Source organism: Nonomuraea recticatena (assembly GCF_039533245.1).
Taxonomy (GTDB): domain Bacteria; phylum Actinomycetota; class Actinomycetes; order Streptosporangiales; family Streptosporangiaceae; genus Nonomuraea; species Nonomuraea roseola.
Window position 1 is genome coordinate 167,031 of the sequence record NZ_BAAATE010000013.1, and the last position, 13,093, is coordinate 180,123.

At 70.4% G+C, this 13,093-nt stretch carries 16 protein-coding genes; 7 read left to right on the forward strand and 9 right to left on the reverse strand.

From position 1 onward, the window contains the following. The first annotated feature begins 51 nt into the window (after window positions 1-51). On the forward strand, window positions 52-636 hold the full coding sequence (locus tag ABFX50_RS25115; protein ID WP_346149784.1) for a TetR/AcrR family transcriptional regulator: 585 nt from the start codon (window positions 52-54) through the stop codon (window positions 634-636). Window positions 637-728: 92 nt separating this feature from the next. Here ABFX50_RS25115 and ABFX50_RS25120 read toward each other — a convergent pair whose 3' ends face one another. Together ABFX50_RS25120 and ABFX50_RS25125 are read right to left on the reverse strand one after the other, a co-directional pair. Beyond that, window positions 729-1,331: a DJ-1/PfpI family protein gene (locus ABFX50_RS25120; RefSeq protein ID WP_346149785.1), complete on the reverse strand. Its 603-nt coding sequence runs from the start codon at window positions 1,329-1,331 to the stop codon at window positions 729-731. Continuing rightward, window positions 1,328-2,290, reverse strand: a complete 963-nt coding sequence (locus tag ABFX50_RS25125) for a GlxA family transcriptional regulator (RefSeq protein ID WP_183642900.1) — start codon at window positions 2,288-2,290, stop codon at window positions 1,328-1,330. The genes ABFX50_RS25120 and ABFX50_RS25125 overlap by 4 nt, the downstream gene beginning before the upstream one ends. A 279-nt stretch (window positions 2,291-2,569) precedes the next feature. On the opposite strand from ABFX50_RS25125, the gene ABFX50_RS25130 reads away from it, so the two are divergent. The 4 genes from ABFX50_RS25130 (at window position 2,570) to ABFX50_RS25145 (ending at window position 5,443) form a co-directional block, all read left to right on the forward strand. Then, on the forward strand, window positions 2,570-2,818 hold the full coding sequence (locus tag ABFX50_RS25130; protein WP_346149786.1) for a DUF3817 domain-containing protein: 249 nt from the start codon (window positions 2,570-2,572) through the stop codon (window positions 2,816-2,818). Further along, window positions 2,815-3,492, forward strand: a complete 678-nt coding sequence (locus ABFX50_RS25135; protein WP_346149787.1) for an HD domain-containing protein — start codon at window positions 2,815-2,817, stop codon at window positions 3,490-3,492. Before ABFX50_RS25130 ends, ABFX50_RS25135 begins: the two co-directional genes overlap by 4 nt. Window positions 3,493-3,518: 26 nt before the next feature. Continuing rightward, complete coding sequence (locus ABFX50_RS25140) at window positions 3,519-4,910, forward strand: Dyp-type peroxidase (protein WP_346149788.1); 1,392 nt, start codon at window positions 3,519-3,521, stop codon at window positions 4,908-4,910. A gap of 101 nt (window positions 4,911-5,011) precedes the next feature. Beyond that, window positions 5,012-5,443, forward strand: a complete 432-nt coding sequence (locus tag ABFX50_RS25145; protein WP_346149789.1) for a carboxymuconolactone decarboxylase family protein — start codon at window positions 5,012-5,014, stop codon at window positions 5,441-5,443. Between the two features lie 70 nt (window positions 5,444-5,513). Here the strand turns inward: ABFX50_RS25145 and ABFX50_RS25150 are convergent, their stop codons facing one another. From ABFX50_RS25150 to ABFX50_RS25165, 4 genes are all read right to left on the reverse strand, one after another. Next, on the reverse strand, window positions 5,514-6,344 hold the full coding sequence (locus ABFX50_RS25150; RefSeq protein ID WP_346149790.1) for a hypothetical protein: 831 nt from the start codon (window positions 6,342-6,344) through the stop codon (window positions 5,514-5,516). Between the two features lie 31 nt (window positions 6,345-6,375). Continuing rightward, window positions 6,376-7,254 (reverse strand): hypothetical protein, encoded by an 879-nt coding sequence (locus ABFX50_RS25155; RefSeq protein WP_346149791.1) that lies wholly within the window; start codon window positions 7,252-7,254, stop codon window positions 6,376-6,378. Continuing rightward, window positions 7,251-7,556, reverse strand: a complete 306-nt coding sequence (locus ABFX50_RS25160; RefSeq protein WP_312895326.1) for a PadR family transcriptional regulator — start codon at window positions 7,554-7,556, stop codon at window positions 7,251-7,253. The genes ABFX50_RS25155 and ABFX50_RS25160 overlap by 4 nt, the downstream gene beginning before the upstream one ends. Before the next feature lie 164 nt (window positions 7,557-7,720). Next, complete coding sequence (locus ABFX50_RS25165) at window positions 7,721-9,412, reverse strand: MFS transporter (RefSeq protein ID WP_346149792.1); 1,692 nt, start codon at window positions 9,410-9,412, stop codon at window positions 7,721-7,723. 59 nt (window positions 9,413-9,471) lie between these two features. On the opposite strand from ABFX50_RS25165, the gene ABFX50_RS25170 reads away from it, so the two are divergent. Further along, complete coding sequence (locus tag ABFX50_RS25170) at window positions 9,472-9,993, forward strand: CGNR zinc finger domain-containing protein (RefSeq protein ID WP_346149793.1); 522 nt, start codon at window positions 9,472-9,474, stop codon at window positions 9,991-9,993. Between the two features lie 31 nt (window positions 9,994-10,024). Here ABFX50_RS25170 and ABFX50_RS25175 read toward each other — a convergent pair whose 3' ends face one another. Beyond that, the gene (locus ABFX50_RS25175) at window positions 10,025-10,798 is read right to left on the reverse strand and encodes an alpha/beta fold hydrolase (protein ID WP_346149794.1); all 774 of its coding nucleotides are present in this window, start codon (window positions 10,796-10,798) and stop codon (window positions 10,025-10,027) included. A 55-nt stretch (window positions 10,799-10,853) separates the two neighbouring features. Between ABFX50_RS25175 and ABFX50_RS25180 the strand changes: the two genes are divergently transcribed. After that, on the forward strand, window positions 10,854-11,384 hold the full coding sequence (locus tag ABFX50_RS25180) for a PadR family transcriptional regulator (RefSeq protein WP_346149795.1): 531 nt from the start codon (window positions 10,854-10,856) through the stop codon (window positions 11,382-11,384). On the opposite strand, the gene ABFX50_RS25185 is transcribed toward ABFX50_RS25180, so the two are convergent. Together ABFX50_RS25185 and ABFX50_RS25190 are read right to left on the reverse strand one after the other, a co-directional pair. Next, window positions 11,305-11,886 (reverse strand): response regulator, encoded by a 582-nt coding sequence (locus ABFX50_RS25185; RefSeq protein WP_346149796.1) that lies wholly within the window; start codon window positions 11,884-11,886, stop codon window positions 11,305-11,307. The two genes, ABFX50_RS25180 and ABFX50_RS25185, sit on opposite strands and share 80 nt — an antisense overlap. Continuing rightward, window positions 11,883-13,091, reverse strand: coding sequence for a sensor histidine kinase (locus ABFX50_RS25190; RefSeq protein WP_346149797.1), 1,209 nt, complete (start codon window positions 13,089-13,091; stop codon window positions 11,883-11,885). Before ABFX50_RS25190 ends, ABFX50_RS25185 begins: the two co-directional genes overlap by 4 nt. Window positions 13,092-13,093: the final 2 nt, after the last annotated feature.

The window sequence follows — 13,093 nt, forward strand, 5'->3', positions numbered from 1 at the left end:
TATGTGGTACTACGGAAGTGGTGGTCGTGTCGAACGGGAGAATAGGGGGCCATGGTGGAGAACAGGGATCGGCGCGACCGGTTGCGTGACGCGGCCATCGAGGTGTTGGCGGAAGAGGGCGGGAGGGGTCTGACCCACCGCGCGATGGACCGGGCCGCCGGGCTGCCGGAGGGCACGACCAAGAACTACTTCCCGACCCGCGACAGCCTCCTGCAGGCCGCCGCCGAGCGGTGCGTGGAGCGCTACTGGAGCGAGCTCCAGCAGGCCGAGATCCACACCGTCGACCAGTTGCTCGCGGTGTTGCGCCACATGATCGACCGAGCGCTGACGGTCAACCGGTCCCGGATCCTGGCCTACCTCGAACTGCACGCGGAAGCCGCAAGGAACGCCCAGGTGCGGCAGACTCTGGCCCGGCTCTCCCGCGCCGACCTCGACCTGCACCTGGCCGCCCAGCAGGCCGCCGGCCTCCCGGCCACCCGCCATGGCGCCGCCGTGGTCACGCTGGCGATCAACGGGGCGCTCAGCCATCTGCTCAGCCAGCCCTCCGACGTGCTGGCCTCCTACGGCCTCGACGACCTTGACGCCTTCCTGAGCCGCCTCATCGTCTCGACCTATCCGCGCCGGTCGACGACCTGACCGGCGAGAGGGCGGCAGTACCGGCCACGGGCACCATCGCCGGCACCGCCACCGTCCCGCCGGTCAGGCGCCCCAGGTCCTGGCCGTCCCGGTCAGAGGGGCTCGTCGGCGAGATAGGGCGGGGCGGGGTCGTACTGGATCTCGCGCCGCACGGCCCGCGCGTGCTCGCGGCCGTGCAGCCGGCCGACCAGCCACAGCGCGCTGTCGATCCCCGCGGAGACTCCCTGGCTGGTGAGCAGGTTGCCGTCCACGACGTAGCGGGCGTCGCGGACGACGGTGACGTTCCCACGGGCCTCGAGGGCGTCCTCGTAGCCCCAGTGCGTGGCGACGCGCCGCCCGCGGGCGGGCCCGGCGGCGTGCAGCAGGAAAGCGCCGGTGCACACGCTGACCACCCAGGCGGCCTGCTCGGCGGTCTTGGCGATCCAGTCGGTGACCGCGCGGTTGTGCGGCTCGATCTCGCGGGCGCCGCGGCCGCCCGGCACCAGCAGAACGTCCAGCGGCGGATGGTCGTCCAGGGTGCAGTCGGGAAGCACCCGCATGCCCTTGCTGGACCGGACAGGAGCGGGCCGTTCGGCGACGAGCACCGCGAGGTCGGCGTCCGCGCGCAGCTTGGCCGAGGTGGTGAAGACCTCCCAGGGTCCGGCGAAGTCGAGCTCTTCGACGACGTCGAAGAGCAGTAGTCCGTACGTGGTCATCGGTGTTCTCCCGTGGTGGATCGGAAACGGTCGCGGTAGTCGGAGGGAGCCACGCCGAGGCAGCGGTGGAAACTGCGTCGCAGGGTCTCGGCGGTGCCGAAGCCGTAGCGGCGGGCGATGACGTCGATGGGCTCGCCGCCGTTCTCCAGAGCTCGCTGAGCCGCCTCCACCCGGACCCGCTCGACATAGGCGGCGGGCGGGATGCCGAGTTCGGCGGTGAACCGGCGCTGCAGGTGGCGAGGGCTGAGCCGGGCATGCGAGGCCAGATGGGCGATGTCGTGCCGGGCGCCGGGGTCGGCGTGGATGGCCGTCACGGCGTGCCGGATGGGGTCGGAGGCCGGCTGCATCGACCACAGGCCCACGCTGAACTGGGACTGGTTGCCGGGCCTGCGCAGGAACAGCACCAGGTGACGGGCGACCTCCAGCGCCACCTTCTGCCCCTGGTCCTCCTCCACCAGGGCCAGCGCGAGATCCATTCCCGCGGTCACCCCCGCGGAGGACCAGACGTGGCCGTCCCTGATGAAGATGGGGTCCGGCTGGACGGTGACGGAGGGATAGTCCTGCGCGAGTCGTTCGGCCCTCGCCCAGTGGGTGGTGACGCGGCGGCCGTCCAGCAGACCGGCCTCGGCCAGCAGGAACGCTCCGCTGCAGACGGAGGCGACCCGCCGGGCTCCGCGAGCCGCGGCGGCGACCCAGCCGGTCAGGCGCGAGTCATGCCTGGCGGCGTAGACGCCTGCCCCGCCGACGACGACCAGCGTGTCGATGCCGGTCGGCCGTAGCCCCGCCACGCCGTGCCCGGCGTGCAACGGCAGGCCGCTCTCAGCGCGCACCGGTCCTGGCTCGGGAGCCACGATCGCGCAGTCGTAGCCCCCTGCCCGCTGGAACACCTCGTGCGGCCCGACCAGATCGAGTGACTGGAAGCCATCGAAGATCACGAAGGCGATGCGGTGTGATTGCACCCCTCCACGTTCCAGCCCGCGCCCCGATGGCGTCAACGACACATATCCCACAGATCGCGCCACCGACCTTCACCGGTGCGCGGACCTGCTGTTTCCTCCAGGCCGGCCCCCCACTTTCAGGGCAACTGAAACTCCCTCTAAGCTTCAGGACGCCTGAAGGTTTGAGGAGGACATCCATGACCCATGCCCGTTCGTCGGCGGCCGCACGCCGTCCGGCCCCACCCCTGCGGCAACCGGAATCGCCTGTGGTGCCAGGCGCGGAAGCGGGAGCGTGACGCCGTGCGCATCCTGCGGATAGCGGCCACCGTCGAAGCCGTCTCACTCACGATCCTGCTCACCAACCTGCTCACGATCCACGCCAAGCCGATCACCAGCCTCGCGGGCCCCCTGCACGGCATGGCCTATGTGACCGTCATCGTCGCCGCGTCGGCGGCACAGGCCGCCAAAGGCGTGCGCTGGCGCGCCCTCGTCCCGGGGGTGGGCGGCCTGCTCGCCCTCCGGCACCTTCACACCACACAGAACGGATGACTGCCGTGGACTACGACTCCCTGCCCTTTCCCCGCACCGACCTCGCCCTGAGCGCGATGCGTCACGCCAGGGACATCGAGCCTCCGGCCATCTTCAACCACAGCATGCGCAGCTACCTGTACGGCCGCTTCCTCGGCGAGGAGCAGGGCCGGCGCCCCGATGTCGACTACGACGACGAACTGCTGTTCCTCGGCTGCGTGCTCCACGATGCCGGACTCAGTGACCAGGGCGACAGCGAGCACCCCTTCGACATCGACGGCGCCGACCACGCCGCCCGCTTCCTCACCGACCAGGGGATGGCGGACGAGCGCGTCGAGATCGTCTGGGACGCCATCGCCCTGCACCTGCACCCCGACATCGCCCTGCGCAAGCGGCCCGAAATAGCGCTCGTCTCGGCAGGCTCAGGCTTCGACCTCGGCCCCCACGGCGGCCACACCCTCCCAGCCGGCTACGCCGACCGCATCCACGCAGTGCTTCCCCGCCTGCACGCCGCCGCCGCGCTGTACGACACGATCGTCGGCCAGGCGCTCGCCAAGCCCCACAAGGCTCCGCCGTTCACCATGCCCGGCGAACTCCTGCGCCAGCACACCGGTCAGGACTGGCCCACCTGGCGGCAGCTGATGACCCAGCCGCCGAGTTGGGGCGACTACGACGGCTACCAGCCGAGGACCTGACCCTCTCCACTCGAAGGACACCTCACATGCCCAGCCCATCCGCAGACCGACAGGGCGCCACGCCAGACGGCCGCGGCGGTTCCGCCTTCTCCCGACGTACCCTGATCACCTCACTCGTGGTGACCGCGGGCGTGGGAGCGGGCGGGGCGCTCGCCGTCGGCGCAGACGAAGCGCCGGCCTCACCAGCGCGTAACCCGGCCCCCGGAGGCCCGCCCGCGGAGCAGTTCCACGGGACGCACCAGTCCGGCATCGCCACACCCCAGCAGCGCTACGCCTACTTCGCCGCCTTCGACCTCGAAGTCGGCGACCCCAAGGGCAAGCGCCTCTCGACCGAACGGATCGCCACCAACTTCCAGCACCTCATGGAGCGCTGGAGCGGGGCGGCCGAACGTCTCATGCGTGGCAGGCCCGCCGGTCCGCTCCCCGTCAACCGCCCCGGCGCACCTGCCGACAGCGGCGTCGCCGACGGCCTGCCGCCCTCCCGGCTCACCCTGACGTTCGGCCTGGGACCGGAGCTGTTCGACACAATCGGCAGGCAGGAGCAGCGGCCACGGCACCTGCGCGAGCTGCCGGCCTTCTCCACCGACCAGCTCCAACCCGCCTGGAGCGGCGGTCAGCTCTTCGTGCAGATCTGCGGCGACGACCCGCAGAGCATCAGCCACGCCTTCCGCGCCCTCCGTGGCCGCGCCCCCGGCCTCGCCCGGCTGCGCTGGAGCCAGCAGGGCTTCCTCGGCCGGTTCGGCGACGCCACCCCCCGCAACCTGTTCGGCCACAAGGACGGCACCGCCAACCCGCGGGCCGGCACCGCCGCGTTCGACGACGCGGTCTGGGTCAGCGGACCTGACGAGCCTTCCTGGTTCACCGGTGGCACCTACCTGGTCTTCCGCAAGATCCGCATGGACCTGCCGAAGTGGGACACCTCCACCGCACTGCAGCAGGACCAGTCCATCGGCCGTCGCCGCGACACCGGCGCCCCTCTCAGCGGCGGCCACGAGTTCACCCCTCCTGACTTCGGCAGGACAGGACCGGACGGCGAGCCTGTGATCCCGCCCGACTCCCACCTGGCTCTGGTCCGCGACATCCCGATGCTGCGGCGCTCCTACAACTACGACTACGCCTTCCAGGCGAGGGCCGAACCAGCCGGCGAGCACGATCACCACGGAGCCGATCGGCCAGGTCACAGCCACGACGATCCCCTGCACGACCACGCAGGAACCGGGCACGACACCTACGACACCGGCGTCCTGTTCTGCGCCTACCTCCGAGATCCCGGCGACTTCATCCGCGCCCAGCAGAAGATGGCCGCCGCCGACCGGCTCAACGCCTTCATCCAGCACACCGGCAGCGCCATCTTCGCCATCCCTCGTGCGGTCCAGCCCGGCCGGCACCTCGCAGCCGCCCTGTTCCCCCAACGCTGACCCGAAGGACCGAATGCTCACCCCTCAGATTGTCCAAACAGTTCTCGCTATGTAATATCCAGAATGTACAGAATGAACTGATTGGAGAAGCCCTGATGCGCATGAGCATCCGCAAGCCTGCCGCCGACGGCCTGAAGGCGATGTACGCGCTGGAGACGTACCTCAACGCCAGCCCTGTCCCCCGAGCCACGCTCGACCTGGTGCGGTTGCGGGTCAGCCAGATCAACGGATGCGGCTTCTGCGTGGACATGCACGCCCGCGAGGCGACGGAGGCCGGCGTGTCCGGCCAGCGCCTTCACGCGGTCGCTGCCTGGCGGGACACCCCGTTCTTCTCCGAGGAGGAACGCGCCGCCCTCGCGCTCGCCGAGGCGGCCACGCGGCTGTCCGACAACCCTGTCGGCGTCCCCGACGACGTGTGGGAAGCGGCCGCCGACCACTACGACGAGGAGGCGCTGTCCGCTCTGGTCATGACGATCGCCGCGATCAACGCCTGGAATCGCATCAACGTCACCCTGCGCAACGCCCCGGCCTAGTTCCTGGGCGGTCGCAGCCCCCGCGCCTCCACCCGGGCGCGGGGGCGCGGGGTGGAGCGGAGGAACGGGCTCACAACGGGATCTGCGCCTCCACCTCCTGGTCGACGGCCGTCTTCACGGGTGAGTAGCGCGCGTAGAACTCCTTGCCGCACTCGAGGTCGTCGAGGGCGTCCTTGATCTCCTTGGTGAGGTACGGCCTGGCCTGCGCGGCCGTGAGCTCTGGCCAGGACGTTCCCTGTTCCTTCCCTATCTTGCCGACCTGCGCCAACATGGCCTTCTCTCCTCTGCCGGCCAGGTCGCTCGGCTTGAGCGAGGTGATCGCGTAGCCCTTGCCCTTGAGGCAGTCGCCGAACGTCGCGGCCAGGCGCACCAGTTCGGCGTCGCCGTCGAGCCGCCGGGTGGTGAGCTGCTTCTTCAGGTCGAAGTGCATCTTGAACACGTCCATCCGGTTCTTCACGTCCTTGTTCAGGACCGCCTTGAAGGCCTTGGCCATACAGGCGTCCTCCGCCTTCTTGTAGGCGTTGAACTGCGTCTCGTTCAGGCGGGCCCCCGGATTGGGGTCCCGCTCGTACTCGTCCTCGACCAGCGCGCCCGAGGCGGAGTCGTCGGGGTAGACGAACTGGGCGAAGACCCGGTAGCCGTACTTCGTCCTGACCTCCTTGGCCGCGGCGTAGTCACCGGCCGCCACCTTCTTCTGCGCCTCCGTCTCCTTGGGTCCCGACATGACGAACGGGGTGTACTTGAAGCCCCTCTGCTTCATGCAGTCGGCCTTGATCCGCTCCATCTTCCACTTCGCCTCCTGTCCGGCGCCGGTGGCGCTCGGAGCGGTAGGCTCGGGCGCCTCGGTGGCGCACCCGGTCAGTACGGCAAGCGCCAGGGCAGCCGTGACGAACGCTCTCATGAGATCTCCAAAGAAACGACGCGCCGAGGGATCAGCGCAGGGCGGTTCTGCGGTGCTCGCGCGCCACCAGGACCGCGGTGACGGCGGGAAGGGCGAGCAGGGCCCAGTAGGCCAGATGCCGCACGGTGAGGTACGGCCCGTGCTCGGCCATCGCGACGGTGACCGAGATCAGGTAGACGAGCGCCGCCACGCCCCAGCGTGGGTCTCTCGCCATGCGGGCCGCGCAGACCGCCGCCGCCAGCAGCCCCAACTCGGCGACCGCCCGGACCACTCCGACAGGGAACTCCGACTCCCCCATCAGGGCGGGGCCCACGCAGAGGGCGGGCGCGACCGCGAGCCACCACCAGGAGCGCGCCTTCAACGGGTGGACGCCCGCCGCCAGCACGAGCGAACCGGCGAAGGCGAGCGCGTAGGACAGGGCCACGACCTGGGGGCCGGTGGTGGCGAACAGCCCGTCGACCGACCGGGGGCCTGACGTGATCGGTATCAGCACGTGGTCGAACAGGGGCACCCCTGACGCGATCGCCGTGGCCTTCGCTCCGGTGAGAAGCAGGAGAGGGAGCGCCAGCCGTACCCGCCCCCGTATGACAGCCAGCACGGTGAAGGCGGACAGGACGGTCCACAGCGGGATCGCCGTGACGAAGGGGAGTAACGCGGCCAGGTTGGCGACGGTCAGCGCGGCGACCCCCAGGTGCAGGCCGTCGCGCCAGGCGGGCCCTGCCGCCGCCTGCTCGACGCGGGTGCGCAGCCCGCCCATCAGCAACCCCAGGGCCTCCCTGATCTCGGGTGTGCGCCGCCCCGGCTCGGCCGTGTCGAGCAGGATGTCGATGAGCTCGTCGCCGTGCGCCTTGCGGTAGCCGGCGGGATAGGCCAGGAGGAACCTGCGGTATCGCCGCTCGAGCCGCGTCACGCGAGAGCCTCGCGATTGAGGACCAGGGCCGCCGCCTCGTTCATGCGTCTGGCCTCGCTCCTGACGATCGCCGTCCCTTCGTCGGTGATCCGGAAATAGCGGCGGACCCGGCCGTTGACCGTCTCCTCATGGTCGACGGCGAGCACCCCGCGGGCGGCGAGGCGTTCGAGGATGGCGTAGAGGGTGCCGACCGTCGGCCGGACCCGGCCCGCCGACAGCTCGCCGATCCGCTTGAGGATCGCGTGGCCGTGCAGCGGACCGTCGAGCAGCGCGGTGAGCACGAAGTACATCGGCTCGCTCACTTCTGATGATCTTCTCGGCACGACCGGCAACATACTCTGTTGAACAGAGTATCGCAAGGTGTCGCCGCGCCTCGGGCGTCAGATCGCAGGCCGTGTCAGGAGGTCAGCCGTCCGGCAGAGATCGACCCCATCGATCCCCCCGTGACAACCGAGAGGCGCCGCCCTCACCCCGGGAGCGGCGCCTCTCGCAGAAAAGTCAGTGCTGAAAAGTCGGCGTCCGCACCGGGGGCGCCTGCGGAGCCGGCATCGAGGGTTGCTGTTGCCGTTCCGCCTCGGCGGAAACCCGCCGCCGCGGCAGGCGCTCGGCGCAGCCACCCCCGCAGTAACCGTTGGTGACGATCAACCTGCCTCGGGCAGGCGTGTACGCCTTGCGGTCGGAAGCGAGCAGCACTCCCTGGCACACCTGGCACAAAATCCCGTCGTTTTCCACGCATGCTCTCTATCCGAAGTCGCGCCAGGTAACCCCCACGGGTCGGTATTTCAGGAGAGGCGGCGGGCTGGCGCGGCACGGCCGGTCCCTGCCCCATCTCCAGTCGCCTATCGCGACGATCCGGCGCTCGCCGTGACGGCCGGGGAGGGCGGCCGGGTGTCGCCGCTGCCGGTGGGCCCGTGCGCTGTCCGCTGTCGCGGAAGGAGCAGCAGCACGGTGCTGACGATGGCGGCGGCGCCGAGCGCCAGCCAGTAGAAGCGGCCCAGTCCCCGGTCGCTGACCAGAAGAAAAGGGTGCCGCCGCAGAGGGAGCCGAGCGCCTCACCGGCGGTCCAGCAGATCTGGCGGAAGTTGAGTGCCTCCAACCGCGACTCGAAGGCCAGCGCCGCGAAGGCGGTGTTCAACATCGGCGTGAAGACCATCTCCGCAACGGCGAACAGCGCGACGGTGAGCAGGCATGCGGCGGCGAGCGGCAGGCCCGAGCCGAGCGCGAGGAAGGCGAGACCGAAGATCACAGCCGCCCCGCCGAGCAGCGTCATCGGCCGCGTCCCACGGCGAAGCAGATGAGTGACCATCGCGGTGATCGCCGGCTGCAGCACCACGATCATGATCGCAGGGCCGGACAGCAGTACCGCCCGCAGCACCGGGGTGGTGATCTCGTCGGCGATCATCAGTGCGAAGGCCGAGTAGAACTGGGCGTACAGGAACGTCGCGAGCGTGGCGACGACGACGGTCCGCCACGCGTGCGGGCTGCGCAGCGCCGCCGCGACCCCCGCCCGGCTCACCGGCCAGGCGTTCACCGTGGGCCGCGGCCGCCGGGCCGCCTGCGGCAGCGCCCTGGGCAGCCCGACGAACAGGATCGCGGCACCGAGCAGGTAACACACCGCCACCGCCGCCATGAGTGGCCGCCCGCCCCCTGACACGTACAGGGCGCTCGCGATGAACGGGCCGAGCGCCCCGGCCACGTTGACGGCGATGTTCATCGTCGAGTACGCCTTGTTCCGCTCGACGTCGCCGGTGGTGTTCTCGGCGATGAGCACCCGGGCCAGCACCTGGTGCACGCTCTGGCCGAACCCCGCCACGAGCAGCACCACCAGCAGCGCGGCGAAGGCGTGCACGAACGCGAGCAGCCCGAAGCCCACCGCGGCCAACAGCGCGCTGACCACCATCGCGGTGGTGTACCCGAATCGGGGAAGCCACCGGTTGACCAGCAGGCAGGAGACGCCGACCGCCGCGAAATAGACGAACAGCCCCACGCCGACGGCGGTGGCCCCCGTGCTCCTGTCCTGGGTCGCGATCAGGATTCCAAGGACCGGCACGAGACTGTACTGGCCGAGATTGACCAGCAGGTTGTCCACCGCGAGCAGCGGCGTGACCGCCGGACGGCGGCCCGGCCCGCCGTCGCTCGTCGCGTCGGCCGCGCTCATGGCTCTCTCGGCATGGTGTCCGGTTTCTTCCATGCCGACCAGCCTGATGTAATGGGCTTATGCGCCTCAACCCTTACGGCGAGGACGCCGTGAACCTGGCCGCGGACCTGGCCAACCGGCGCCCGACGAGCGCGGAGGAGCTCGCCGACCGCTGCCGCTCCGCCGGGCTGGTGCTGGAGAGCCCGGTCACCGCGCAGGACATGGACCGCCTCTGTGCCGTACTGGACGAGTGGGAGAAGGTCGTCGACGCCGTCGACGAGCACGAACGCGCGGACCTGGTCAACCGGATGCTGGTGGCGGCCGCCGCCTACCCGCGGCTGACCGACCACGCCGGCCACGGCTGGCACCTGCACTACCGCGACGACCACCAGCCGCTCGGCTCCGTGCTGTTCTCGCTGATCTCCGTCGGCACCGCGTTGCACCTGGCAGGGCGGGGCATGCACCGGCTCCGGCGGTGCGCCCTGGCCGGGTGCGCCACGATCTTCGCCGACACCTCCCGCACCGGGCGGCAGCGCTACTGCTCCCCGCGGTGCGCCAACTGCGACGCGGTACGCCGGCACCGCGCGCGAGCCACGGCGTAGGCCCTTTCGGTGACGCGGGTGCCGCCGCGCTCTACGCGCTCAGCGCGTCGGCGACGGCGTGGGCGAAACCGTCGAGGTTGTCCAGCATGATGTTGTGCCCGCAGTCGGGGATCGCCATGACGCGGACGCCGGCGCCGGTGAGGCTTTCGGTGTCGGCGCGCACGCCGTCCGCGGCCGGGTAGAGGAACGCTCGCGGGATCGGCAGCTTCTCCAGGTTCTCCCGCATCGTCGGCACGGTGCCGCGCAGGAGACTCATCGCGCTGCGGTAGAGCGCCTCGGGCCCGGCCAGGCGCATCGTCGCCGCCCAGTGCGGGCCGACGAACTCCATGGTCTCCTTCCAGCCGTGGTCGAGGAAGTCCTGTTCGGTGCGGTAGACGGCGATGCCGGAGCTGCCCGGCCGCCTGGTCTGCGGCAGCGGCGTGGGGTCGAGGTTGGCGTCGGCCAGGACCAGCCGTCCGACCAGGTGTGGATGGCGGGCGGCCAGCGTGATGGCGACAGCGCCGCCCATGCTGTGCGCGACGATGTCCGCGCCCTCTGCCGAGGCCTGCTCCAGTGCGACGGCCAAGGCGTCGGCGTGCTCCTCCAGGGTGTAGGCCAGGTCGGTGGGGCGGTCGCTGATCCCGAAGCCCAGCATGTCGATCATGAGTGACCGGCGCCCGGCGAGGGCCGGGTGCGCCGCCACAGGGGCGAAGTAGGGGGCCGAGCTCGCGCCGAGCCCGTGGACGAAGACCAGGGTGGGCTCGACGCCCGCGATCTCGACCCAGCGAATGCGGGAGCCGTCGGGGAGGACCTGTGCGCTGTGCATGGCGCCGAATATACCTCGAACTCGATATATCCCGCCGACAGGGTACGATGGAGCCATGATGCAGCTCGCCGTCCTCGGATTCCTCTACGATGCGCAGCTGCACGGCTATGACCTGCGACGACGTATCGCGGCCCTGACCGGCCACGTGCGGCCCATCGCCGACGGCACGCTCTACCCGCTGCTCAAGCGCATGGAGACAGCCGGCCTGCTGCGCCGCGAGCTGCAGCCCGGCCAGGTGGCGGCGCCCCGGCACATGCTGTCGCTGACCCCGGCCGGCGAGCAGGAGCTGCTGAACCGGCTGCGCGACCCCGACGAGCTGTTCATCACCGACGAGAACCGCTGGTTCACCCTGCTGGCCTTCCTGCGGCACCTGGACGATCCCGCCCAGCAGGCGGCGGTGCTGCGGCGCAGGCTGAACTTCCTCACCCAGCCGGCGAGCTTCTTCTGGGACGGTGACCGGCCCCTGCGAGCCGCCGACTTCGACGACCCGTTCCGCCAGGGCCTGTTCACGATCGCGACGGCCACGACACGAACGGAGCTGACCTGGCTGCGCGAGACGCTCGCCTCGCTGGAGTCACAGGCGTAGAGCCGGACGCGACCCAAGGGCGTGTACGACTTTCGAGCCCCGCTGAAACGGCCTGTCGGTAAGGCGGACGGCCGGCACCTGGCCCCACCAGCCGCCATCTGCGGCGTTCTGCAGGTAGGCGGGGGGTCGCCGCAAAGCCGGGCTGTTCGTCGACTAACTGAGCAAACGCGTCGATACCCCTCGCCGACGGCGGCGGCGCGGTCGCGGTGGCGCCAGCTTCGATGGCGGGCAGGACGTCGGAGTCGCCGTCGAAGGTGGTCAGGACGAGGGTCTTGATGTGGGGGTGGGAGTGGCGCAGGGCGGTGATGGCGCTGACGCCGTCCATTTCGGGCATGCGCAGGTCCATGAGGACGATGTCGACCTTGAGGGCGGCGGCGCGGTCGATGCCTTCGCGGCCGTTGGCGGCTTCGCCTGCGACGTGGATGTCGGGTTCGGTTTCGAAGGCGGCGCGCAGGCCGTCGCGGACGATGGGGTGGTCGTCGACGAGGAGGAGGCGGATCACCGGGGGTTTCCTTGGAGTGCGGGGATGGTGGCGCTGACGGCGGTGCCTTCGCCGGGCGTGCTCTCGATTTCGAGGGAGCCGCCGACGCCGCGCAGGCGTTGTCTCATGCTGCTGAGGCCGAATCCTTTGCCGTTGGGGTTGTGGATGCCGGTGCCGTTGTCGCGGATGTCGAGCAGGACGACGGCGCCGGTGTAGGAGAGGGTGAGGCCGGCGCGGGTGGCGCCCGCGTGTTTGGCGACGTTGGCGAGGGCTTCCTGGGCGACGCGGAACAGGGTTACCTCGATGGCTGGGCTGAGCGGGACGCGGTCGCCGGTCACTTCGACGTGGAGGTCGACGCCGGTGGTATGGGCCCACTCGCGCGCCAGAGTGGTCATGGCTTCGGGGAGGTGGGCTTCCTCGAGCTGGTGGGGCTGGAGGGCGGCGACGGAGCGGCGGGCTTCGGTGAGGCTGTCCTGGGCGAGGTTGAGCGCGAGTTCGAGGTGGGTGTCGGCGTCCTCGACGCGCTGGGCGGCGCGCAGCTGGGTGATGATGCCGGTGAGGCCTTGGGCGAGGGTGTCGTGGATCTCGCGTGCCATGCGCTGGCGTTCGTCGAGGATGCCGGCCTGGTGGGCTTGGGTGAGGAGCTGGGCGTGGAGGTCGGCGTTCTCCTCCAGGGCGGCCTGAAGGTCGCTGACTGCTTTGCGGTATTTGCGCTGCCGGTCCTCGATCTTGATGCCTGCGATGGAGCCGCCGCCGATGGCGACGGTCTGCACGGCGATGATCGCCAGGTAGAAGACGATGAGCTGGATGGTGGCCTGGGTCCAGTCGAGCGACGAGCCGTACAGGACGAAGGAGGTGGCGGCGACGGCGGCGAAGGTCCACCTGGAAGGAGCGAAGTTGGCGGCGAGGAAGAAGCCGGAGATGCAGTAGATGATGAAGCTTGGGTGGTGGAAGACCAGCAGCGCGGCGGTGGCCAGGACGCCGGCGAAGTGAACGGTGACGGCGACCCGGCGTCCGCGCACGGCGGCGGGGAGGAGGGTGCGGGTGCCGACGATCCAGACAAGGGCCAGGGCGGTGAGCGCGAGGGTACGGGGAATGCCGCCCGCAGGCTGGGCGGGTGAGGCCAGGCTGATGAGGAGGGAAGCGGCCAGGGTGAGGTAGGGGACGATCTCGACGGCGTGCTCGAAGCGTCGTTCCCAAGGGGAGAGCGGGAAGGGGTCGTTCATCC

What these genes read in the sequence shown, in the direction of transcription:
- ABFX50_RS25115 (WP_346149784.1), top strand. Translation starts at nt 52, where the DNA reads ATGGTGGAGAACAGGGATCGGCGCGACCGGTTGCGTGACGCGGCCATC.
- ABFX50_RS25120 (WP_346149785.1), bottom strand. Translation starts at nt 1,331, where the DNA reads ATGACCACGTACGGACTACTGCTCTTCGACGTCGTCGAAGAGCTCGAC.
- ABFX50_RS25135 (WP_346149787.1), top strand. Translation starts at nt 2,815, where the DNA reads ATGACTGCCGTGGACTACGACTCCCTGCCCTTTCCCCGCACCGACCTC.
- ABFX50_RS25140 (WP_346149788.1), top strand. Translation starts at nt 3,519, where the DNA reads ATGCCCAGCCCATCCGCAGACCGACAGGGCGCCACGCCAGACGGCCGC.
- ABFX50_RS25145 (WP_346149789.1), top strand. Translation starts at nt 5,012, where the DNA reads ATGAGCATCCGCAAGCCTGCCGCCGACGGCCTGAAGGCGATGTACGCG.
- ABFX50_RS25150 (WP_346149790.1), bottom strand. Translation starts at nt 6,344, where the DNA reads ATGAGAGCGTTCGTCACGGCTGCCCTGGCGCTTGCCGTACTGACCGGG.
- ABFX50_RS25165 (WP_346149792.1), bottom strand. Translation starts at nt 9,412, where the DNA reads ATGAGCGCGGCCGACGCGACGAGCGACGGCGGGCCGGGCCGCCGTCCG.
- ABFX50_RS25170 (WP_346149793.1), top strand. Translation starts at nt 9,472, where the DNA reads ATGCGCCTCAACCCTTACGGCGAGGACGCCGTGAACCTGGCCGCGGAC.
- ABFX50_RS25175 (WP_346149794.1), bottom strand. Translation starts at nt 10,798, where the DNA reads ATGCACAGCGCACAGGTCCTCCCCGACGGCTCCCGCATTCGCTGGGTC.
- ABFX50_RS25180 (WP_346149795.1), top strand. Translation starts at nt 10,854, where the DNA reads ATGATGCAGCTCGCCGTCCTCGGATTCCTCTACGATGCGCAGCTGCAC.
- ABFX50_RS25190 (WP_346149797.1), bottom strand. Translation starts at nt 13,091, where the DNA reads ATGAACGACCCCTTCCCGCTCTCCCCTTGGGAACGACGCTTCGAGCAC.